This window comes from Pseudomonas sp. IT-P258 (assembly GCF_949767825.1).
In the GTDB taxonomy this organism is placed as follows: domain Bacteria; phylum Pseudomonadota; class Gammaproteobacteria; order Pseudomonadales; family Pseudomonadaceae; genus Aquipseudomonas; species Aquipseudomonas monachiensis.
Genome location: NZ_CATKPU010000020.1, coordinates 40,966 through 64,202, shown reverse-complemented (window position 1 = coordinate 64,202; position 23,237 = coordinate 40,966). Strand labels below are relative to the sequence as shown.

Genomic DNA, 23,237 nt, shown 5'->3' with positions numbered 1-23,237 from the left:
GCCGCAGGCGATCCGCTTTGGTAAAATCCAGGGCATGACTTCCTCGCCCAATCTCGATCAGATGACCCCCGACCAACTGCGCGCTTTCGCTGCGCAGTTGCTGTCCCAGGTTGATTCGCTCGGACAGCAAGTCGACAGGATGGGCAAGAAGAACGACCGCGACCAAACCATCATCGAGCAACTCACCCACGAAATCGCCTGGTTCAAACGTAACAAGTTTGCCAAGCGCAGTGAGCAATTGAGTCCCGACCAAGGCAGCTTGCTCGACGACTTGCTCGACACCGACATCGCGGCCATTGAAGCCGAGCTGAAGGCGTTGAATCCGCCGGCTGCGCAAGCTGAACCACGCAAGCAGCCCAAGCGTGTTTCCTTGCCTGCGCAGTTTCCGCGTACCGTGATTTATCACGAACCCGACAACATCCAATGCGCCTGCGGCTGCCAGCTCCAGCGGGTTGGCGAGGACGTCAGCGAGAAGCTGGATTACACGCCGGGCGTGTTTACGGTGGAGCAGCATGTGCGCGGGAAATGGGTCTGCCGCGAGTGTGAAACACTGACTCAGGCACCGGTTCCCGCCCAGGTCATCGATAAGGGCATCCCGACGGCAGGGCTGCTGGCTCACGTGATGGTGGCCAAATTTGCCGACCATTTACCGCTGTATCGGCAAGAGAAAATCTTTGGCCGCGCCGGCTTCGCCATCGCCCGATCGACACTGGCGCAATGGGTCGGTCAAACCGGTGTGCAGCTCCAGCCCTTGGTCGATGCGCTACGCGAAACAGTGCTTGCTCAAGGCGTGATCCACGCTGACGAAACGCCGGTGCAGATGCTCGCCCCGGGTGAGAGGAAAACGCATCGTGCTTATGTCTGGGCCTACTGCACTACGCCATATTCGGCGCTCAAGGCGGTCGTTTATGACTTCAGTCCAAGCCGTGCGGGAGAGCATGCACGCAACTTCCTTGGCGCGTGGAATGGCAAGCTGGTTTGCGATGATTTTGGTGGTTACAAAGCAAGCTTCCAGCAAGGCATCACTGAAATCGGCTGCATGGCCCACGCCCGCCGCAAGTTTTTTGATCTGCACGCGACGAACAAAAGCCAACTGGCCGAGCAGGCGCTGCACTCAATTGGTGGGTTGTACGAAATTGAACGGCTGGCGCGGGAGATGACCGACGAAGAACGCTGGCGAGTACGTCAGGAAAAAGCGGGGCCCCTTATCGACGCACTCCATACCTGGATGATGGCCCAGCGCGACCTTGTACCCGAAGGGTCGGCTATCGCCAAAGCTCTGGATTACAGCCTCAAGCGCTGGATGGCACTGACGCGCTATCTCGATGACGGTGCTGTGCCCATAGACAATAACGCGGTCGAAAATCAGATAAGACCGTGGGCACTTGGGCGCTCCAACTGGTTGTTCGCCGGGTCACTGCGCAGCGGCAAACGGGCGGCAGCAATCATGAGTTTGATCCAGTCTGCGCGCATGAACGGGCATGATCCGTATGCTTACTTGAAGGATGTTCTGACTCGCCTGCCGACGCAGCGGGCGAGTGAGATTACGGAGTTGCTGCCGCATCGATGGGCGCCCATTCAATCACGCAAGGCGTGTTGGCCGGACATCTAGAAACAAAGGAATTGCCAAACGCCAACGGACTTCCTCTTCATTCCTTTTAGTCGAGATTGCGCGAAATATTGATGCTGTAACCGGTGCTATCCGTAGGCAGCTTCTTCTTGGCGAATCCGTTGATAACGAGGTAAAGCAATGGGCCAATCGATACGAAGACTGCCGTTATCAGAAAGTAAGGCACAAGAGAGACCGCAGATCGGCCTTTGGAACGAGCGTCCCGATACATCCAGATGCAAGCGAGGACGCCGAGCAGGTAAAGGTCAATAACTACTTGGGCAGTGTCCGGGCTGGATATTAACTCCAGGCCGAAGTCGATGAGCGATTGATCGGCAACGAACATGGTACCCGCCGTATACAAGGAAAAAATCACCAATGTGGCAAGTGAGAGGTAGGGTCTTTTCATTTGTCCTCCTTGAGCAAGAAGCGATGATCAACGCTGACAAGGTAGTGATATTGTCACGACGAGATCAATGACCTCACAGGTCATGGACTCAGCCAATTCGCGCCGTCAGAGTCGAACAATGAGCCCCCGACCTTTTCCTCGAACGACACCCTCCATCACTGCAAGTGAGCAGTTGCGTCAACTGCGACGTCAGGCAAAATTGAGCCAACTCGACCTCGCCTTGATGTCAGGTATTTCTCAGCGCCACCTCAGCTGCATCGAGACAGGGCGCGCCAAGCCAAGCCCAGGCACTCTGCATAACCTACTCATGGCACTCGATGCGCCTCTAGAGCACTGCAACAGTGTCTTTCTCGCCAGTGGTTATGCACCGCGCTACGAAGCAACACCTCTTACCTCGCCAAGCATGGAGGCTGTTCGTGACGCTATAACTCACCTCCTTCATGCCAACAACCCCGCACCAGCGATTGTCTTGGGGAGTCAGTGGGAGATATTGGCAGCCAACGCCAGCACTGGAGTGCTGTTCGATCTGGTCGGCCTGAGTGCCGATGCGGCAGAAGGCCTAAATCTGTTGGTAACGCTGCTGGAGCCTGGAGGGTTGGGCGATCATCTGAACAACGTCGAGGAAATCAGATTGATTGCTTGGCAAAGGGCAGCTAGAGAGGCCCTGAGCAACCCGGGGCTCGCTACGCTTCTGAAAAGCCTCCCCATGCCTCAAGAGGCTTCCACGTTGACAAACGAACTGCCTCCGTTGGTACTGACGCGGCTCGACTCAAGGCACGGGGAACTGAAATTCATGTCAACTTTTACAACATTTGGCATGCCTCTCGACATTACGATGGAGTCGCTGCGTATTGAGCATCTGATTCCTGCCGACGCGAGAACCTGGGAAGTCATGGCCCGAGCCTATGGACAATTGAAATGCTGATGCCCTTATCTTCGGTTCAACACATTCATAGGTGTGTTCGCCAGACGCTTACTCTTGAACGATCTGGGCTTTGAATGTTTTCGGATAAGAGCTTCGTTGGCGCATGGAAATCCTGGCGATAAGGGTGATCGCGTCCGCTTAAAAACACGTGGACACCATCGCCCTTAACGCTGGAGTTCGGAAGGTGAGTTCGTCGGACGCTTACAACAGTCGAGCTGTTAGGCTTTGAGCAAAAAGTTAGAGCGGCCAAAGGTCAAAGTTTGGTATCGGCCTCATCTAAGGTTCGCCGAGCCCGCAGCCGAATATAAGCCGCCCATAAGAGTAAGCAGGGACACAGGTCTGCGGTGAGAGAGGCTATTGCCGCGCCCGATAAAAGACAGGGGACCTGAACGGCTAGCCGACCTGGACGCTACTTGCGGCAGGTTCTTATCGGAAGCACCACGTCGTTGCGTTCTAGTACGGGGGAGCGCAGCAAATGCTCCAATGCGTCCCCCATCACCGCTTTGCTGAAGTAGTAGCCTTGCACATAATCACAGCCCAGATCTTCCAACTGGCGAAGTTGACTTTCCGTTTCAACTCCTTCCGCGACAACAGATAACTCCAGGGCGCGCCCGAGCGAAACAGCGTTACTCAACACTGCTCTGCGACGAGGGTCACAGTGCAACTCTTGGACGAAGCAAGCATCCAACTTCAATTCGGTAAACGGCAGCTCTACCAATCGCTGCAACGTAGACTGACCGCTACCGAAGTCGTCTATGGCTAAACCGCAACCGAGCATGCGCAGGCGTAACAGATTTTCCAAGCTAACCTCCGGAGCTTCTAGAAGGCCTAGTTCTGTAAGCTCGAATGTGATGCGTCGAGGATCAACACCCAGCCGCCGCAGCCATTGCTCAACCCTAACGGCGAAACCCGGCCGGGAAATCTGCGATGGTTCTAGATTGAATGCTAACTTGATGGTTGTATGCCCCTGAGCAGACAGCTTGCTGAATGCTTGACCCAATAGGGTAAAAAGCAAGGCATCAAGTAGTCCGGCATCACGCAATGCTGGAAGAAATTGGTCAGGAGCAAGAAGATCGCCGTCCGGTCGCTGCCAGCGCGCCAACACTTCAAATTCGCAAATTCGCCCAGTTTTCACTGAGACCTTCGGCTGAAATGCGGGACGAATTTCTCCATGCCAAAGCGCCGTTACGACGGCCTCGTCTGCGGGAGTTTCCCGGAGTATTGGCGACTTCGGCGTGATTGCGCCTCGAAGTTTTATAGCTGCGAGAACTTCTGCAAAGCCATCGGGAATAGCTCCCGCCCCTTCAGCTTGCAGCACATGGAGGCCGTGGAGGCTCAGCAATCGCTTCAGTGCTGGCCAAGCTCCCTTCGCGGGCTCTCCGATAATGACAAGAGTTCGTGCGAGATGCTCCCTTGCCACCGATAGAAGGAAGTCCAGGCAAACAGCCGGGCAAGTCCGCAAATCCCAGAGAAGTAGCGTAACGCCACCAGACTTGCGCAACGCCTCGAGCGCCACTGTATTGCTAGTCATTTCCACGACTCGACCAAAGTCGAGGTGATGTAGCAACGCTGAGATAGAAGATCGGTGGACACCCGGATTTTGCAGAATCAGCGCTGTTAGCGGCAGCATGCTCAGTTCCTCAGACGATAGAGATAGCGAGATTCTCCCCCGAGGGACTCTGAGACGCTATGAGGCACGCTCTCAGCGTGCTGTAGGAAAACTCTGAAAAACCCACTTATGCATCGCATGGTAAGATCGGCAATTGATGCGCAGGACGGCTGGAGTAAATTGCCTACCGCGCCACGTATGGGTTGTTTGATCCGGCGTTCAAGAGTTGTGATTACCCATCACTCGGTAACCCCCTTCACGTTGATCGCAGACAGCAACTGGGTTTCGCGGGCGCGACGCTGAAATCTTTATATACGGAGATAGCCATATGGAAAGCAATTTCGACACATTGAAATCCGAGTTCTTTTACCTGAAAGATTTCAACAATCTCGATGAGTTTGAAGCTGGGCAGGGGGAATACGTTGGTAAAACCGGAGACATTTGGCTTCCTAGGCTTCATGCAGTGTTGTAGCACCAATAGAATCAGTAGGTAAAGTACTGCGACTACCACTTCGTACGCCCTTAAAATTAACGTCTAGACGCTTTCGAACAGTATATGAATTGTATGCTGATATGGCCTAAAATACCTACATACGCGTGGCAAAGAGTGATCATCAATTAATATCGTTGAGCTAAATCAATACACAATGAAAAGGCTTTATCTCAAGGTGGGAGAGATGCCGTCCATGCCTTAGTATAATTGCATTTCCAATTCTTGAGCCAAGTTATCCAGCGCTTTGCGCAGGGCAGTGATGGCAGATTGCCTCTGATCATGAGTAGCTTCCATCTGACATACACTTTCTAAGTGTTCGCATGTCTCCAACAGCGAGCCTGCTCGAGCCAACCGCGCGCCCCCTTTAATGCGGTGGGCAAGGTCAGCAAGTTGATGGCTGTTTGTTTCAGAGGAATATTCAGCAAGCCGATTGCGGTCCTCAACAATAGAACGCATCAAGTCTTTCAGCAAAGAGTTGAGAGCCTCTCTATTACCTAGCGTAAGTTGTTGTAAATAGGCCAGATCAAATGTCGATGTGACGCTTTTGCTCTTGATACGGGGGGCTATACCAGTGAGTTGGCAGCGTACATCACCAAGTGTAATGGGTTTGAACAGGCAGTCATCCATTCCTGCATCAAGACAACGTTGTCGCTCCTCAGGTACCGCGTTGGCAGTAAAGCCGAAGATAACGCAAGGAAGGCGCCTCTCCTCACGTTCTTGCTGGCGGATCGCCTTGGCCAGGTCGTAGCCGTTAAGGTTTGGCATATTGCAATCTGTGATTACCACATCGAATTCGCCATGACGCCAGGCGTGTAGACCTTGTTCCCCGTCGTCAGCATCTTGCACCTGGTGCCCGAGATAGCCTAACTGCTGAGCCAGCAGCAGGCGATTGGCAGGATAGTCATCCACCACCAATACGTTGAGCGACGGACTATTCTCGGCCACTTCCTCCTGCACAAGCGGCGCGATAGGTTTTAAGTCGTCTAGTAGCGGCAAGCGCAATTGGATGACTACGCGCGTACCGCGCCCCAACTCGCTGGATAAGTCCAAACTTCCGCCCATCATTTCACAGAGCGTTCGGCTAATCACCAGCCCTAGGCCGGCACTATTACGCGGAAACGCCTGTCTGTTACCAACCTGCGAGAACGGTGCGAATAAGCGCTGCAAGTCTTCAGCAGAAATGCCTTGGCCACTATCAATCACTTCTACCCGGACTGCCAAAAAATCTCCGTCTGCCTCGGACCGATAGGCCACCCGAACTTCGCCCTGATCGGTAAATTTGATGGCGTTGCCAATAAGGTTCGATAGCACTTGCCGGAAGCGCATTGGATCGATCTGGACGTCTACTGTGGCGTCGCCAATGCAATCGAAAAATAGACCAAGACGCTTCTGACGGGCCAGCCCTTCGAATACCCCCAATGTGGATTCGATAAGCGTGCGAAGGTTTGCGCGCTGCGGATCGAGAGTTAGCTTGCCTGACTCGATCCTAGCAATATCAAGAATGTCACCAATGAGATCAAGCAGACTATGTGCCGAGTTCGACGCCACCTCCAGCGCTTTGCGATCAATTATGCCTTGATCTGACTTCTTTTGTGCCAATTCAAGCATTCCGAGGATAGCGTTCATCGGTGTGCGGATTTCATGGCTCATCGTCGCGAGGAACGTCGTCTTGGCCCGATTGGCACTCTCTGCCGCGTCGCGCGCTTCCTGCTCAGCCTCGAGCAGATTTTTGCGTTCACTAATATCAATCCAGCCACAAATGATGCCCTCCATCACGCCGTCTGAACTACGGTAGGGCAATACCCATTGGTAGATGGTCAAGACTTCACCTTTGGACAGAGTCAATTGACGATCCCCTACATCTGGCTCACCGCTAGACATCACCCTTTGATAGATAGACTCGTAGTTTCTCGCCTCGTCAAGAGACGCCAATACGCCGTCACCTACATTATGACCAATCACATCTTCCCTACGTACATTGAGTCGCTCTAGATAGCTGGTATTGCATGACACTAGCCGTCCTTGGCGATCACGTACGTAAATGGGATGGGGCGTGCCATCAACCAAAACACGCATAAATTCCATCTGGTCACTCAAGGCCTGCTCGGCCTGGATACGGCTACGAATTTGACGACGTAGCCAATATACCCACACAAGTACTGTTCCTAGTGCTATGCCACCACCGACTAATCCTTTGAAAATCAGGGCGCCATGGCGCGCCCAGTAGCTCTCAGAAATCACGACCTCGCCATTCCAGCGTCGGGTCAGATCGGCCATCTCAGAAGGAGAAATACTCAATAACGCCTTATCTAGAATTGTAATCAACTCCAAAGAGCCTCGCGCAGTAGCAAATGCAGCTTGGCCAGGAACAGTTCCTATGGTAGCAGTGATACGTAATTTCCCTGAATAACGCTGAGAGATTAAATAGCGAGCACCAATTAACGTGTTAATCGTCGCATCGGCACGATCTTCTGCAACCATCTCCATGGCTTCAGCAGCACCGGCAACCTCAACAATCTTTATATGTGGAAAGTTTTTGCGAAGATATTCATATAGGTAGCTGCCACGAACTAGCGCCAAAGTCTTCCCCGCCAGATCATTAAGGGTTACCTGACCAGACGAAGTACGGCAGACCAACACGAATGCGGAGGTAAAGTAAGGGCGAGTGAGGCTTAGTTTCCCCTCATTTTCTATACTGGAGGTGAAGGCTGGTAGCAAATCTGACTCTCCCCGAGCAACATGGGAGGCTATCTCCTGCAGCGTGCCAACTCGGTTGACTTCAAAATGAATCCCTGTGCGCTGGCTAATCCGTTCTAATACATCCGCGCTGATTCCACGTAAGTTACCGTCTTCATCAAAAAATGTGAAAGGCAGAGCAGTTTCGTTGATTGCCATCGTCACTACCGGATGCTGGTCAATCCAATTTTGCTCAATACGGGTCAATTGTATCCGGTTGCCCGGGATGCTGGATCGGTCAGCATCCCAACGTCGCAAGATAAGCATCCGCTCACGCTCAGGAATAGCCTCTAACGCCTGGTTCACTACTCGCAACAATTGCGTATTGTCTCTATTCAGCGCGAAAGCGAAGGGCGCAGTATTGATGCTCGCAAAATTCACCAAACGAATATTGTTTAGGTAGCTGCGGTTTATCAGGTAATCGGTGGCAATGGCATCTCCCAAGTAAACATCTGCCTGACCGAACGCTACCGCTCCCATCGCAGCTAGCGTTGATGGGTAGAGTTGCAGTCGAGCCTTAGGGTAGTGAGTCCGCACAGACGCTTCGGATAGATAGTGGTAAGCCATTGCCAAACGTACACCGCTTAATTCTGGAACCTGTGCGGATTCATCGCCCGACCTCGCGGCCAGTACTGGCTGATCTGTAGCATAGGGCAGCGAAAGTACAACACCTTCAGAGGTATCGTATTCATTGGCAGTGGACAGGAGATCTATGCTCTGCTCTTTCAGGGCTTGAAGGGCCTCCTTACGCCCTTCAAAAAGCCTCAACTCTATACGTACATGTAGCAATTCGCCAAGCAACTGAGCGTAGTCGGCTGTTATACCTTCATAATCACTCTGGTTGCTCAGTACATCCAATGGTGGATAGTCTGGTGTCGTGATACCAAGGCGCAATACTCGACGTTCGCGCAACCAACTCCAATCTTCGCTACTGAGCTCTGCGCGATAGCCATCGACTGAGGAACGACCAAATAAGCGCAGCTCTTCACCACGTGCTGTGGCAAGTGTAAGAATCAATATGCAACCGAGCAATAACAGGTTGCAGAAGCGCTGAATCAGAGAGAGCACCAAGAGCGACCCCATTTGGCTATTCAAATCAAACCGTTGCGTCTTGCTAAGTCCACCAGATCTACCAGGGTTTTGACATTGAGCTTCTCAATTACTCGAGCCTTATAGGTGCTTATGGTTTTATTACTCAACAAGATAGCATCGCCAATTTCCTTATTACTAAGGCCTCGAGTCAGATACTGCAGGATCATCAGTTCTCGATCAGATAGCAAGGCGATGCGGTCTGCCTCGCTAGAGTTCATATCGGTACGGCGTACAGAATTGACGGCAACCGCTGGAAAATAGGTATATCCCGCCATAACCGCCTTGGCTGCTCGAACTAGCTCACTAAGATCACCGGATTTCGAGACGAAACCCGACGCACCGGCTTTCAAGCAGCGAGGCGCGAAGCACTCGGCTGACTGAGAGGTCAGCGCCAGCACTTTGATGCAAGAAGTAACACCGTTAAGCCGACCAATTACCTCCAAACCATCCAGGCGCGGAATAGAAATGTCCAAAATGATAAGATCCGGCAACAACTCTCGAGCCATCCGCACGGCAGAAGTACCATCGTCCGCCTCACCCACCACCTCAAAGCCTTCCTGGTTCAGAACCAACCTCACCCCAGCACGTATGAAAGGGTGGTCATCAACGATCAGAACTCTTGACATTATACTTCTGCTCCGTATGCAGATATCGACGACGTACTTACAAGGTGTCATCACAACAAATTTATCAGTCAAAGTCCTCCCGGGTGACCGCCATACAGACCTGCCGACACAAAATGCGCTGCATTCTCAGTGAATGACGCCGAAGATCCCATAGCCTTTTTCTCTATAACCCGTAGGAAAATTCCTAGAGATTTTAGTCGCTAACGCCGCAAGGACGCTGCGAAGACATCGCCATACGTCCGATATTAAAGCATCCCTACCCGAGCTTTAAGACTGGCTATCGTAGCCACGAATGATTGATATCCTATTTGACGCTGGCTAGTAATTACAGGGGCTTTTCGTTTCGCCCAGCGGTCTGGGTAATGATCATTGCCAAGTGTTGTAGGTTCGCATGATGCACACTGTCCAGAGTAGTTTAAGTTATTGTCCGCCGAGATTTGCACAAAGGTACGGCAAGCGAGCTCATCCTGTACCCAAGCGTGCTTCAGCCGCAAGGTCCGATTCGGCGCAGAGCGACCTGGTAATGAGTCGAAGCGCGGTGCCTTGCAGACGAGCGCCTCAATTGACTTGGCTTGATGGTGAGCCAAATGGGATCAATGCGGATCATCGCGGCAGGTTTCGAACAAAGGTTCGCCCATTTTTGGTTGGACAGCTCACTTGACGAGGTCAAGCAGGGCTGGATATCAACGTAGACTTTTTATGTAGCTGCGGGTGAAATTGCTTAGACCAATGGATGGGTAATAGGTGAATACTGATTGCAGCGTCGTGCTTCTCTGCGATTCCCCTAGGGAAACTCTGAAGAAGACTTCCTGATTTTGGCAAAATACCCAGACGTCACCCGACGAGTTTTCGATGAAGCAAATGACTTTTGCCGACGCCGAGTACGCCGGCAAATGCGAGCAGATCTGTAAAGAGTTGCTCCTGATCGAGATGGATCGGGTGGTGCCGTGGTAGGTTTTGATTACTCTGATCGAGCGGCACTACCCGAAGGATGATGGTGGCCGTCCGCCCTATCCGCTAATAGCGATACTAAGTGTCCATCTGATGCAAAACTAGTTCGACTACAGCGATCCAACGATGGAAGAGGCACTGTATGAGACGACTATTCTGCGCTAGTTTGCTGGGCTGAGCCTGGAGCGCATTCCCGACGAAACCACCATCCTCAACTTCCGTCGTATGTTGAAAAAGCACGAGTGCCGGCAGGGTTCTGGGCGTGATCAATGGGCTACCTGGGTGATCGCGCCCTGTCGTTGCGCCAGGGCACCATCGTCGATGCCACACTGATTCATGCGCTGAGTTTCGACCAAGAACGAGGACCGCAAGCGCGCCCCATAAATGCACCAGGCCAAGAAGGGCAATCAATGGTACTTCGGCATGAAAGCCCATATCGGTGTGGATGTCGAGCCGGGCCTGGTGGATAGCTTGGTGGACGCGGCGCCCAATATGGCAGATGTTACGCAGATCGATAGGATACTGCACAGCGACGAAACGTGGTCTGTGCCGATGCCGGCTATACAGGAGTGGAGAAACACTCCGAGCATGAAGCTCGCGAGTTCATCTGGCAGATTGCCGCCCGGCGCAGCACCTACCAAATACTAGGCAAACACCGCATCCTGTACAAAGCCAAACGCAAGATCGAAAAGCTAAGGCGCAGGTAAGGGTGAAGGTCGAGCAGCCGTTTCGGGTTGTCAAGCGCCAGTTCGGTTGTGTGAAGACGCGCTTCCTTGGTCTAGCCAAGAACACGGCACAGTTGGTGACGCTATTTGCGCTGTCGCCCCTGCTGGGTTGAGTAAATGGCTTGGTCCGACGTATACGGCAGACGTTTCACCTATGGCGTGAGGAACAACCCTACAACTTTTAGAGACGTTTCCTCCTGACTGTTTGAGTTGGTACTCGCACAATTCAAGTGATTTTTGAGGCAGTCCCTTTGCAGTTTCTTTCTTTTCTAAAAGGGGGGCTTAACCGCTGAATGCACCTTCATAGGCGGTCTGTGCTAGGAGCGTTCGACGTAAATGCTGTAGATAGGACGGAGATGAACGTGCCAAAAGTTCTGGTTGTGGATGACCATCCCTTCATGCGGGCCGGTATTAGGATTATGCTGAATCAGGAAGGATTTGACGTTGTAGGAGAGGCGGAAAATGGATTGGCTGTGGTGGAGATGGCACATGAATTGTTACCTGATCTGATTATATTGGACCTCTTGATCCCTGGTCTAGGTGGCTTGGAAGTGCTTGAACAGCTGAATATCCCAGCCTCAGGTCGCAAGGTACTAGTAGTGACTGAATTGTCGGCCGAAGGTTTTGCAAATCGGTGTATGTGTGCTGGCGCTTTGGGTTTTGTCGCCAAAAGTGGTGGCCTAAGTGATCTGACTGATGCTGTTTTAGCTGTAATGAATGGATATACCTATTTTCCATTTATTGCCTTCAATCCTACCCTGGATGCTGCCGCGGAAGTCAGTGAGGCTCGACGTATTGCATCGCTCTCTGTTCAGGAGCAGATGGTTTTTCAGCAATTGCTTAAAGGTCTTTCTTATAAGGAGATCAGCGAGACTGCAAAGCTGAACTGCAAGACTATCGGCACCTACAAATCTCGAATTTTCTCGAAATTGGGAGTAGGGTCGTTAGCTGCCATGATGAGTATGGCGCATCGTAATGGTATGTTCTAATCGTTACCATTTCGATTTTTTCGATTAATGACATTTAATGGTTTGCAGGTGAGTCGGAGATTCACTCGATGAATTACAGATGTGTTCGAAGCTGCTGGGCTACGGAGACCGTTATTACGGCGGCGTACCCTGATATGACTGGAGTCCCCCTCTCTCCTACCTCGCCCATATCCTGATGGAGGACATTTAATTAGTGATCCTTGTATGACTTGCATTGAACGAGGGGTGGGTTAAGCAAATAGAGTGCACCGTACGGCCTCGCTAGTGGGATCTAGTGTGTTTTGAGCTAAGAATGATAGACCCTCTTGAACCCGACGCCGCGCACCACGATGATATCGATCCCGTCCTGCTCTGGCAGACGCCCATTGTGGATGTCTTTATAGATCCTTTTGAGAATCAACTCATCAGAGGGGCCTTCTACCAATACCACCTTCCTGGAGAGCGCAACACGCAGCGTGTCGTAGCTTGGCAGCCGCTTCAGCGTCTTTACCACCCCCTTGTCCAGGAGATGCAGTCGCTTGTATGTGTCATGCAGCAAGCAGATTTTATCTGTGCTCAGTTTGTTAAGCACATAAGAACTGTGGGTGGTCAGAATAGCTGCTTGCCGTCTCGCTGGTCCCCAATGTCCTGCACCAACTTGCTCAGTTCGACATGCGACAGGTGATTTTCCGGCTCCTCCATCATTACCAGGTCGATGTCTTTTGACTTGTTGTACAGGGCCAGCTTGATTTGCACCTTGCTCTGCTCATCCTTACCGTTCATGTGGAACGGCACGGCATTTACTTCAAGTTGCAGACCATTCTGGCGCCGGCGGGCATGGTGTTGGCGGCGATGGTCAGCTTCTTTTCCGTGATCCTGTTATCGGAATCCAAATCCTTATTGACGGTGGTGACTTCATCGGTATTGTTGAAGGATTGGAGGGTCTCACGGTAGTGCAGGCTCAGACGGTACTCTTCGTCCTTTCTGAGTGCGGTGCTCAGCACATTCGAGATTTACTGATTTTTTCCGAAAGTTGGATGAATACGAGTGGGGTCAATGTAGAGCGCTCTAAATTGCTTGGTCATCGGCTTAATAACATCTCAGGCAAAATCCATCCATTCGACTTAGTAGAATTCCACTGGGATGCTGGCTATCGCGGCACCGGATACTAGGTAATCGTTGCAGGCATCAGTAAAATCTGGATCAAAGCTGGCTTTGATCTGCCCCCCCCTGAGCATCTTTCTTCAGGCTGTTGTTCGCACCGCGGTAGTCGGGCACGTTCTTCATATACGCCTTGATCACGAGGATCGGTAAATCTGCAGGCACTTTTGGCGAGGCGCGGAACGCAGCGACTGCCTCTGCGTTGAATAGATCAGGGGAAAATTCGCTATTGAATGGCCGACCGCGATGCTGAAAATTGAGCACGATCTCCAAAGCTTCCAGGATCATGCTTTTGCCTGCGTTGTTATCACCCACGAAAATATTCACATCTTCGTTGAAGTCAAAAGTCTGATCCTTGAACTTTTTGAAGTTGATCAGGCGTAGCGAATCTATGAGCACGTTTCAAATCCTTATGAAGTTGCGGCGACCAGTGTGGCGTAAGGCCATTGCGGTTCACGCTATAGGGACGTGGGCACCCTGTCCAGTGAGAAGACGAAGCAGCGACGGCGGCCTTGCGAGGCAGAGTAAGAGGGTCCCCCTTCAGTAGCGCCAGCGATCGGCAGCGCAGCATCAATGAGATGCTCTTCGGAATCTCGTTCGGCCACGTCGATCAAGCTGCAGCGGCCAGTGACCTGGTGGTCGGTCGTATTCCGGTTTCGGGTACCGATACTCGCCTGTAAGCTCCTGAATACCAATACCACTTTGTAAATAGGAAAACCTTATGACGATGCCTCACGAGCGTACTAGGGCGGTGATTGCCGCCGGATTGTTTTTGCGAGAAATTTCGCAAGACATTACTCTGAATTCTGAGTTGCGTGATATGGCAGATCAAATACTTCGCCACTACCCCAGCAGGAGCGAGGTTTTGATGCAAGGACAATTCGAAGCAGGCTATCCAGAGACATTTAGGGTATCGCCATTCTTCAGCCCAGCGTAAGGCTGAAATAGCTACCTAGACGTCTTTCACGAGCCTTCGAAAATGAACATTCGGGGCGTGAGTGTCGGTTGATGACTATAGACAATAAGGGCATTCCGGCCATTAACAGGCATTGGCGAACGGCAGCAATGGGCCGATTCTGTTGAAAAAGTCGGATCTTCCAGACTGCAAGCCTGCTGACGGCTGAAAACGCCTTTTTTGCGTGCCGCTACGCGAAATCTGAGCTCGGAGTCTTCTGCTCAAAGCGAAGATTTCAAACTCAAGCGCGTACTTTTCTGCCGTGGAAGCTATGGTCGACTTTTTCAACAGAATCGGCCGTTTTCTGCCGGACACATCAGAAAGAAAAGTGGCGGCATCTGCCCGTCGTTGCCTGATGGAGATCCAGATCTCCTCCACCGCCGTAGTGCATTCGGCTTCTGACGTTCTGTGCAGTCGTCTTCTGAAAATGACATCAGAAGAGCGTGAGGATGGTTACACGAGCTTCAGACGGGAAGTATTTCAGCCCACAAAGCACGCGTGACCGACCGACTTCTTCAACGACGACATTGAACTTCAACGTGCCATCCTCTTTGGAGCGCCCCATGCTGTAAATATAGCCAGCACGAAGCTTTTTATTGACCTTTATGGCCAGTTCATCGGCTGTAATTTCGGCTAATCCAGCATGTATTAGGGCGGGTGCGTGTTGATCGCGAAGGTAAGTCAACTTTTTCTCGTCTATATCCAGTATGCAGTTTTTGATGTGTGCGGGATAAGGCGTTATCGAGTTTAGAGACATTGCCACGTCATGTTCATGCTGTAAAACGGGTCGCTCGATTTTGTAGGACAGAAACATACGGTATAGCGAGCTTTCTATGCTCTTCACTGTGAATCCGAACGCTTTGAAGTCCCAAGGTAAATAGCCTTCGTTGTGGTGTGTGCCGAGGCCATCGTCATGGGTATCGATGATGATGTTCTTATGCTGAACGAAAGCTCTTATCAACATCGTGGAAATCATTGCTTTCATGAGCGTTGTATAGGTTAGATCCAAGGCCCCCATGTACGCGGGATGATTTGAAAAGGACTGCACGAGTGCCTGCTTGCTCGTAGGCGTCAAATTGTTTACATAGTAGAGAGCCACAGTATCCCTGAGCCAAGCGTTCGGAAACCGAGCCTCCAAGTCCGTTTCGCCATAGCACTTCTCGTATACGCGAGCAAACGAACCTGTTGCTCCTATCCAGTCTCCATACAGGAGGCTCCGAGCACCGCCTCGATCAAGTTTGGGCAAAAGCATGTCCATGACCTCGTGGCCATAGAAGTCACTGCTGAATTTTGTCCAGTCGAAAAGAAAAGCCGTTTCTATCTTTTTTCTAGTCAACGGAATGAGTGCATTCTTCAGGTCTTTGTAGTCGATTCCCTTTGCATCGAGTTCAGCACGTAACGCCAAATAGGAGCCCCAAATAGTTCGATGCATCTGTTCGGTATCCAGCTGCAAAACGCTCTCAAGGATCTCCAGCGTGGAATCGCTGCGAGCCTCCAAGGTATGAATGTAATCAAATTCGTGTGCCATGCCTGCTAGCCAATAGGGACTGTCCTTATGATCATAGCCGCATAGAACGTCATGGCCGGCAGCTATGGGTCCAGGCTGTGTGAAAACGCACTAAATACGTCGAAAGCTGAGAGCTACGGGCGTTGCCTGCGAAACCAGCAGATGGGAGCGCGAATTGCCCTAGTCAGCTACATAGGCGTTCGTAAATGCTGTTTGGGCCGCGCGAGCGGCCCAAACAGTTGCACACGGACGATCCAGCGACCGGATTCACGCCCTGATCGCTTCAAGCAACCCTGCGATGCCGAAGATGCTCATCATTCGTTTGAGGTTGTAGGCGAGCACGTGAAGGCTCATTTCGGTGCTTACCCTTGGTAGGGTTTTGGTCAGGAAGTGGGTACTTCCCATCCATTATTTGAGCGTTCCAAAAGGATGTTCAACGGTCTGTCGGCGACGCCTCATCATCGTTGGATCATGTTCCAGCCGAGCCTGCATCGCATCGACGGCGATTTCATGTTCCCAGCGCTTTACCCGGCGCTCCTTACCGGTCGTACATTGCTTGTGCATTGAGCAGGATTGGCACCCCGAGAAGTAGTAACAATGCAATAACATGCCGTCTTCCACTGAAGAATGCCGCCGGGTCAGCAACTGTCCCGCTGGGCATCGATACGCGTCCGATGCAGCAACGTAGATGAAGTCCTGCTTACCAAATCGGCCTTCGGCTTTGCTGCCTGATGTCAGGGGTTTCGGTACGAAGGTGGTGATGCCTGCCTGCTCGCAGGCAAGGATTTCCAACCCCTTGTAATAGCCTCGGTCGGCCACCACCGTCAGCGACTCAGCGCCAACCTCTTCACGCGCCTGGTTCGCCATATTGCTGAGCTGCGTCCGGTCATTGCCAACGTAGGTCACCTCATGGGCAATGATCAGATGGTGCTTGTCGTCAACGGCTGTTTGTACGTTATAGCCAACCGTTCCGGTGCCTCGGCCACTCGTGGCCATTGAGCGTGCATCTGGATCGGTAAGAGAGATTTGTTGGTCTGGACTATCGTGAAGCTGCGCCTCGATTTCCTTGAGTTTCTGCATCTGTTTTTTCAATGTTTCGATTTTGTCTTTCAGGCGCTCAGCCTTGGCTTCGACTACTTCGGGCGTTGCCCGATCCGCCGAATCCATCGCCGCTAGATAACGGTCAATGCTCTGCTCGATCTGTTGCTGCGCGCCTTCACTTTGCCCTGGGTGAAGTTACGGTCGCGGTTGTTGACGGCTTTGAATTTGCTGCCGTCGATGGCGATGATCGATTGAGAGAAGAGATTAAGGTTGCGACAAAGCACTACGAATTGCCGGCAGACGCTGCGAATGGCTTTGCCGTTGTCCTTGCGAAAGTCGGAGATGGTTTTGAAGTCAGGAGCCAAACGGCCCGTCAGCCACATCAACTCGACGTTGCGCTCGGCCTCACGTTCAAGCCGGCGACTGGACTGAATCCGATAAAGATAGACGTAGATATAGATCTTCAGCAAGACCGCTGGATGGTAGGTCGGACGGCCCTTTGCAGCAGGATCAACACCTTCAAACTCAAGTGCACCCAGGTCGAGTTCATCGACGAAAACGTCGACCACTCGCACTGGATTTTCCTCAGTAACATAATCGTCCAGGCACTCCGGCAGCAACGTGACTTGCGTCCGAGCTTCACCTTCAATGAATCGCTTCATGATCGTCCCCGCCACGATCTAGACGATCAGAAGATTAGACAATCGCAGGCGTTTTCACACAGCCTGGGTCGAAAGTGGACGGTTTCCGGGGATCATCTGAAGCGCTTCAAAGCAAGCCTGGCAGTGAGCCGCGCATAATATATGCTTTAACCGCGCAGCACTCCAGACTCTATCGAATATGCAATACTATATCTACGATGCGTAGATTCTCGCCCCCTCGAAAAAATACTCTCGTTATCGCTTACAGAAATCTGACGCCTGAAAAACAAACGCCATAAACCCTTCACGTTGCCGCAGGTTATTACTACCATAACTTCGGAAACAAATATTCAATTATATTTGGTGAAATGAAGGCCTTGTAGTGACCCTTATCATTAAGCTTTATCAGTCTTTCAACCTCCAACTGCTTCAAAGTCGCCCGTAGGGACTGCTCCGACTTTCCGAGGTAGGCACAGATGCTTGATTTACTCTGCGGCCCTCGATCCAGAAGATGCTTATAAATATCTCTCGCTGCTAATTTAAGAAGAGGAAGTTCTTCTCCTGGAGCCCCGGGAAGCGCACCTTTTTCGCGCATCTGAAAATAGATATCTATACGCAAGTTAAGCTTTTTGGGCTCCAAAAGCTCAGAAAAATATGAAATTTGATCCAATGCAGTATCAATAAAAAATTTTGTAAAGTGGGCTAGCCCAGCATCTGAAAGAACCCCGCGCCCATCAGTCAATCCTTGACGTGGTTTATCAGCCTGAGCAAGTGCTTCGTAATAAGCACTAGTATCTCTTCCGAAGCCACGAGTAATGGACCAAAGTCCATAACCTCCGAATCCTGAATGGCGCATATAGCAGTCGGTCAGCAGCCTAATCACGCGTCCGTTACCATCAAGGAATGGGTGAATCCATGCAAGCCGGTGATGCAAGGCTGCAGCGGCAATGACTCGATTAGTTCCATATATCTTATCTAAAGCAAAGCTTTTCTGTAACCAATTCATGTAAGAGTTAAGCTCAGACGCCGGCGGCGGTTCATGGCTACCCACAATCACAGGGTGAATTCTGTACTCACCAGGTACGATAAGAAGCGGTTTGCCATCAACGTCAAGCACATCGTGATCAGCTTGATTTTTCACATGCAACTGGTCTACAGGCAGGCCTTGATAGAAAGACCTGTGCAACCCTTTGATAAAGTCTTGACTCGAAATATCAGCCGCCGCAGTTTTTCGATGTTCCAGTCTCAATTGCACTTCTAGGTGGGCAAGCATTTCTTGCACTGCACGAGACCTAGTAGCTGTAATATTGCTACTAATTCCAGTTTGAGGATTTTGCGCTCTAAGCAACTCTTTTGGATGAGTTGGATTCCCCTCAATACGGTTGCTGTAATAGCAATTAACCTGCCTCAAAAGCCACTCGACAGAATTTCGTATGGAGTCTGGAACACTTTGATTAAGATGCGAATCGATTTGGTAAAGATGAACTAGCTTGTCTTGATATTCACCAAGCTTTATTCCGTCAAGATAAGGAGTGATCTGAATCATGCGAATTCTCTACCGAATATTATAGGGTAGTATAGCGTGGACAAATGACCGCTTACCATGGGTATAAAAAAACTGGATCAGTTGTGCTGCACTAAAACGCGTACACCTGTTTGTGGCATGGAGCATCGGGATGTAGCCCGACTCAGGATTTCTCGGTGCGACTTTTTTGGGTATAGGGCACCCTTTTATGGCTCGTTTACCAAATAGATCCGGAAGGTGTTTGGCATACTCCCCAGTAAGGACTCACCATTTAATCGCGGATGAGGCGAACATTCGTAGAAATCGGCACACGTAAGAGCGACTTCGAACGGACAGCGGACAGCGGACAGCGGACAGCGGACAGCGCATTCAGGCACAATGTGCTATGGACATGCCTAGCTCAAATCCAATCTAAAACCCATTCAAACCATAGACATCGCGCCCTTCCATATTAACATTGAAAATCAGGTAGTTAGGTGGATGTCCATGGCTAATTATTGGTAGGTACGGCTTCAACGTGTAAGCCATACGCACAAGAAAAAGCCGCGTTTGATACGCGGCTTTTTTGTGAGAATTTCAAAAGATCGCAGCCTTCGGCAGCTCCTACAGATGATCGGCGTAGGAGCTGCCGAAGGCTGCGTTCTTTTAGCTCTATGCCTTTTTGGTACGGGGCAGGAAGATCGCCAACACCCCGAACAACGGCAGGAAGGAACACAGGTAATACACGTACTCGATGCCGTGAATGTCCGCCAGATGCCCGAGCAACGCCGCGCCAATCCCGCCAAAACCGAACATCAAACCGAAGAACACCCCGGCGATCATCCCGACATTGCCCGGCACCAATTCCTGGGCATACACCACGATGGCCGAGAACGCCGAGGCGAGGATGAAGCCGATGACAACGCTGAGGATGCTGGTCCAGAACAGGTCGACATGGGGCAGCAGCAATGTGAAGGGTGCAACACCGAGGATCGAGAACCAGATCACCGCCTTGCGCCCGATCTTGTCGCCGATCGGCCCGCCGAAGAATGTCCCCGCCGCGACCGCGCCGAGAAACAGGAACAGGTGCAACTGCGAACTGGCCACCGACAGGTCGAACTTCTCGATCAGGTAAAAGGTGAAGTAGCTGGTGAGGCTCGACATGTAGAAATACTTGGAGAACACCAGCAACCCGAGTACCACCAGCGCACTGGTGACTCGGCCCTTGGACAGGCCGTGAGTCGCAGCCTGGCCCTGCTTGAGCTTGAACAGGTTCAAGTGGTTGGCGTACCAGCGGCTGATCCGGTAGAGCACGAACAGCGCAAACACCGCGAACAGGCCGAACCAGGCTACGTGCCCTTGACCGTAGGGAATGATGATCGCCGCCGCCAGCAACGGGCCGAACGCAGAGCCTGCATTACCGCCGACCTGGAAGGTCGATTGCGCCAGCCCGAAGCGTCCGCCCGAAGCCAGGCGCGCCACGCGGGACGCTTCCGGGTGGAAGGTGGAAGAACCGATGCCGATCAGCCCCGCCGCCAACAGGATTAACGGGAAACTGGCAACCACCGACATCATCAGAATGCCTACCAGGGTGCAGACCGTCCCCGCCGGCAACAACCACGGCTTGGGATGGCGGTCGGTGTAGTAACCGACCCATGGCTGCAGCAGCGAGGCCGTCAACTGGAATGTCAGGGTGATCAGGCCGACCTGGGTGAAGGTCAGGCCATAGTTGGCCTTGAGCATCGGATAGATCGACGGCAGCACCGACTGGATCAGGTCGTTGATCAAGTGCGCCAGCGCTACGGCGCCGATGATGCGCATCACCAGGGGACTGCTTTGGGGCGTTGCGGACGCCGGCACTGAGCCGGACTGGGCGTTGCTGATAGCCATGGGAATTTCCAGACAACAGGAGGTACAAACGTGCAGGTGCGTCAATGTGCCATTTTTCAGTGCAGCAACGCCATCCCCTTAGCCTGCTAACGACTTCGATTTTTCATTTCCACCTCCTTGATGGCGCAAAGCCATGGTCTGAATCTTGCCTTCCTTGTCTGCTTGAACGCGGCCTCCTTACAAAGGAGACCGACAATGGGAAGTTTCGCTACAGAGTCGGCCTACAGAGCGGACAAGGGTGAACTTTCGAGGCCTTTTTAGAGGGCACGAGTCGGAGTCCACAACCTCCGACGCACGCCAATAGTGCGTGGTGTCCAGAGGAGTCTTGGGGCATGCAGGCTTTTTTATCACCGGGGATCGGGCTGCTGGGGCGTTTTGGCTTCGCACGTAAATTCCAGCTGTTGTTTCTGCTATTTATCCTGCCGCTGGCCGGTAGCCTGTGGATGATCGGCCAGGACTATCGCGACAAACTCAACCTGATCTCAGGCGAACGCGCCGGGGTGCGGCAACTGCTTGCGCTCGATGCGCTGGATGACCTGCTCGCCGCCCAGCGTGATCGCGCCGCCCGGTGGCGCGCCACGGAAACCAATCGCCAGCCAACGCCGGCCACCCTCGCCGCGATGGCCGCCTTCGATGCCGTTCAGCCCGCCGTCAGCCAAGCCACTGCCGAGCTGGGCAATGCCCTGCAAAAAGAAAACGCCGAGGGCGAAACCCTGTCGCGTTACCAGGCCCTGCAAACCGCCCTCGATGGCCTCGACTCAAAAAGCCTGAGCAATGTCGGCTGGTGGCCGGATGGTTATGATCGCTTCACCAACGCCTTGAGCGCCCTGCAAGCCTTGCGCGAGCAGATCGCCATGGACAATCGCCTGACGCTGGCACCGTGGCTGGAAACCTACTTGCTGACGCAGATCTCCACCCAGCATGCGCCAGACCTGATCGAACGGGTCGGTCGTCTGGCGGCGGTAGGCCAGGCCTCGGTGGTGTCCGGGCAGTTCACCCTGCAAAGCCGCTTGCAACTGCGCGATTTGCGCAGTCGCATCGGCGATGCGCGCGAGCAGCTGGTGAAGACCGCAGGCCTGCTCGAAGCGCGCTTGCCCAGCGCCCTGCAAACCTGGGCCGGGCAGTACCACGACAGCCTCAAGCGCCTCGATGCGGGCCTGAAGGTGCTGGATGACGGCGTGTTCGGCGGCAGCATCAACCTCAAGCCGGAGGATTTCGAACGCAGTCTCGATGCCCTGCTCTCCGACCTCGCTTCGTTGCGCCAGCAGTCGCTGGTGTCGCTGGATCAGCGCCTGGATTACTACCACGACTCGGCGATCCGCCAGTTCGTTATGGTGGCCGCCGTGTTGGGCTGCCTGCTGTTGGCGGCACTGTATCTGTTCATCTGTTTGCAGGCCTCGATCCGCCGCAGCGCCAGCGGCATCACGGTGCTGGCCGAGGCCTTGCGCGATGGCAATCTGAGTCTGCAAGTGCCGGTTCAGGGCCGGGACGAACTGGCGGTCATCAGCACCGCGCTGAACGTCGCCGTGGTGCAACTGCGCAGCAGCCTGCAAGGGGTGGATCACGAAACCCTGCAACTGAGCAACGCGGTGCAAACCCTCAACCATCACTCCAGCGATGCCCTGGGCGAAGTCGAAGCCCAGCAGTTGCAGATCAGCCAGATTGCCGCTGCGGCGACACAACTGGCCGCCACCTCACAAGGGGTGGCCCACAGTTGCGAACAGGCGTCCGGCAGTGCCCAGCACACCCGACGCATTGCCGCCGACAGCAGCCGTGACAGCCTGCGCACCACCGCGAGCATCCAGCAACTCAATCAACGCCTGAACGAGACCGCTGCGGCGCTGGGCCGGGTCAGCGAGCAGGGGCAGCAGATTCAACTGGTGGTCGACACCATTCGCGGCGTCGCCGAGCAGACCAACCTGCTGGCGCTCAATGCCGCCATCGAGGCGGCTCGGGCGGGCGAGCAAGGGCGTGGCTTCGCGGTGGTAGCCGATGAAGTGCGCAGCCTGTCGCAACGCACGCAATCGTCGACCGCGCAGATTGCCGGCACGGTCGACAGCCTGCGCAGCACCGTGAATGAGGCCGTCAGCCTGATGCAAGCCGCCTGCAGTCAGGCAGAGAGCGATGCACAAGCGGTCACCGGCCTCGGTGAACGGCTCGGTGAAATCGCCAGTGCGGTGCAGAGCGTCACCGATACCCTGGCGCAAATCGCCACGGCGGTTGAAGAACAGGCCAGTACCGCCGACGAGGTCAGCGGCAATATCCAGCAGGTCGATCAAGCGGCGGTGCGCCTTCTTGAAGGTGCCCGCGCGGTGAACCAGGCAGCGGACACCCTGAGCCACGGCAGCAAGGCCCTCAGCGCCAACACCGGGCGTTTCCGCTTGAGTTGAATCCG

At 53.1% G+C, this 23,237-nt stretch carries 12 protein-coding genes and 3 pseudogenes; 6 read left to right on the top strand and 9 right to left on the bottom strand.

The genetic code is table 11. From position 1 onward, the window contains the following. The first annotated feature begins 34 nt into the window (after positions 1-34). Positions 35-1,612 (top strand): IS66 family transposase, encoded by a 1,578-nt coding sequence (gene tnpC / locus ACM6G4_RS07225; protein ID WP_414913365.1) that lies wholly within the window; start codon positions 35-37, stop codon positions 1,610-1,612. A 46-nt stretch (positions 1,613-1,658) separates the two neighbouring features. Here tnpC and ACM6G4_RS07220 read toward each other — a convergent pair whose 3' ends face one another. Then, positions 1,659-2,018: a DUF2834 domain-containing protein gene (locus ACM6G4_RS07220; protein ID WP_093215836.1), complete on the bottom strand. Its 360-nt coding sequence runs from the start codon at positions 2,016-2,018 to the stop codon at positions 1,659-1,661. Positions 2,019-2,136: 118 nt separating this feature from the next. Here ACM6G4_RS07220 and ACM6G4_RS07215 point away from each other — a divergent pair, with 118 nt between their 5' ends. Then, the gene (locus tag ACM6G4_RS07215; protein WP_414913374.1) at positions 2,137-2,943 is read left to right on the top strand and encodes a helix-turn-helix domain-containing protein; all 807 of its coding nucleotides are present in this window, start codon (positions 2,137-2,139) and stop codon (positions 2,941-2,943) included. A gap of 409 nt (positions 2,944-3,352) precedes the next feature. Here the strand turns inward: ACM6G4_RS07215 and ACM6G4_RS07210 are convergent, their stop codons facing one another. The 3 genes from ACM6G4_RS07210 to ACM6G4_RS07200 form a co-directional block, all read right to left on the bottom strand. Continuing rightward, entirely contained in the window at positions 3,353-4,573 is a 1,221-nt protein-coding gene (locus ACM6G4_RS07210) for an EAL domain-containing protein (RefSeq protein WP_414913364.1), read from the bottom strand. Positions 4,574-5,243: 670 nt separating this feature from the next. Further along, positions 5,244-8,849 (bottom strand): transporter substrate-binding domain-containing protein, encoded by a 3,606-nt coding sequence (locus tag ACM6G4_RS07205; protein WP_414913363.1) that lies wholly within the window; start codon positions 8,847-8,849, stop codon positions 5,244-5,246. Between the two features lie 23 nt (positions 8,850-8,872). Next, positions 8,873-9,499, bottom strand: a complete 627-nt coding sequence (locus ACM6G4_RS07200) for a response regulator (RefSeq protein ID WP_414913362.1) — start codon at positions 9,497-9,499, stop codon at positions 8,873-8,875. 852 nt (positions 9,500-10,351) lie between these two features. Here ACM6G4_RS07200 and ACM6G4_RS07195 point away from each other — a divergent pair. Further along, positions 10,352-11,288, top strand: a pseudogene (locus ACM6G4_RS07195) (IS5 family transposase). Positions 11,289-11,537: 249 nt separating this feature from the next. Then, positions 11,538-12,164, top strand: a complete 627-nt coding sequence (locus tag ACM6G4_RS07190) for a response regulator (RefSeq protein WP_414913361.1) — start codon at positions 11,538-11,540, stop codon at positions 12,162-12,164. Positions 12,165-12,468: 304 nt separating this feature from the next. Here the strand turns inward: ACM6G4_RS07190 and ACM6G4_RS07185 are convergent. Next, positions 12,469-13,703, bottom strand: a pseudogene (locus ACM6G4_RS07185) (ATP-dependent nuclease); the annotation flags it as partial. 322 nt (positions 13,704-14,025) lie between these two features. On the opposite strand from ACM6G4_RS07185, the gene ACM6G4_RS07180 reads away from it, so the two are divergent. Further along, positions 14,026-14,241 (top strand): BPSL0761 family protein, encoded by a 216-nt coding sequence (locus ACM6G4_RS07180; protein ID WP_414913360.1) that lies wholly within the window; start codon positions 14,026-14,028, stop codon positions 14,239-14,241. Positions 14,242-14,692: 451 nt separating this feature from the next. Here ACM6G4_RS07180 and ACM6G4_RS07175 read toward each other — a convergent pair whose 3' ends face one another. From ACM6G4_RS07175 to ACM6G4_RS07160, 4 genes and pseudogenes are all read right to left on the bottom strand, one after another. After that, a complete protein-coding gene (locus ACM6G4_RS07175; protein ID WP_414913359.1) occupies positions 14,693-15,787 on the bottom strand; it encodes a hypothetical protein in 1,095 nt (364 codons plus the stop codon). A gap of 246 nt (positions 15,788-16,033) precedes the next feature. Beyond that, positions 16,034-17,469, bottom strand: a pseudogene (locus tag ACM6G4_RS07170) (IS1182 family transposase). Positions 17,470-17,773: 304 nt separating this feature from the next. After that, entirely contained in the window at positions 17,774-18,994 is a 1,221-nt protein-coding gene (locus ACM6G4_RS07165; RefSeq protein WP_414913358.1) for a Fic family protein, read from the bottom strand. A 630-nt stretch (positions 18,995-19,624) separates the two neighbouring features. After that, positions 19,625-20,842, bottom strand: a complete 1,218-nt coding sequence (locus ACM6G4_RS07160) for an MFS transporter (RefSeq protein ID WP_056726279.1) — start codon at positions 20,840-20,842, stop codon at positions 19,625-19,627. A gap of 332 nt (positions 20,843-21,174) precedes the next feature. Between ACM6G4_RS07160 and ACM6G4_RS07155 the strand changes: the two genes are divergently transcribed. Then, positions 21,175-23,232: a methyl-accepting chemotaxis protein gene (locus ACM6G4_RS07155; protein WP_056726280.1), complete on the top strand. Its 2,058-nt coding sequence runs from the start codon at positions 21,175-21,177 to the stop codon at positions 23,230-23,232. Positions 23,233-23,237 lie beyond the last annotated feature (5 nt).